The organism is Pseudomonas sp. DE0010, from assembly GCF_007680745.1.
GTDB classification, from domain to species: Bacteria; Pseudomonadota; Gammaproteobacteria; order Pseudomonadales; family Pseudomonadaceae; genus Aquipseudomonas; species Aquipseudomonas parafulva_B.
In genome coordinates this window covers 1-391 of record NZ_VEJQ01000071.1, presented here as the reverse complement: position 1 = coordinate 391, position 391 = coordinate 1, and the positions used below count along the sequence as shown (strand labels likewise).

The 391-nt window shown below is 64.7% G+C and carries 2 pseudogenes; both read right to left on the bottom strand.

Features of this window, described 5'->3' with window-relative positions:
* Positions 1–193: pseudogene (locus FS767_RS21680) on the bottom strand (pyruvate carboxylase subunit B); the annotation flags it as partial.
* Positions 194–206: 13 nt separating this feature from the next.
* Positions 207–391: pseudogene (locus FS767_RS21675) on the bottom strand (acetyl-CoA carboxylase biotin carboxylase subunit); the annotation flags it as partial.

Genomic DNA, 391 nt, shown 5'->3' with positions numbered 1-391 from the left:
GCTCCCAGGGATCTTCCTTGAGGAACCGCACGCAGGCGTCGAAGGTGGCGCCGCCCCAGACTTCCAGCGACCAGTAGCCGACCTGGTCGAGCTTGGCGCAGATCGGCAGCATGTCTTCGGTGCGCATGCGGGTCGCCAGCAGCGATTGGTGGGCGTCGCGCAGGATGGTGTCGGTGATCTGGATGCTTTTCATTGTTCTGTCGTCCTTACAGACCGGCGTGGGCGGCGATGGCGGCGGCGATGGCGATGGCCAGGTGCGTCGGGTTGCGCTTGATCGAGTACTGGGTCAGCTCCGGATGGCTTTCCACGAAGCTGGTGTTGAAGCGCCCGCTGCGGAATTCGGGATCGCGCAGGATGGCCCCGTAATAGGGCGCGGTGGTCTTCACCCCCT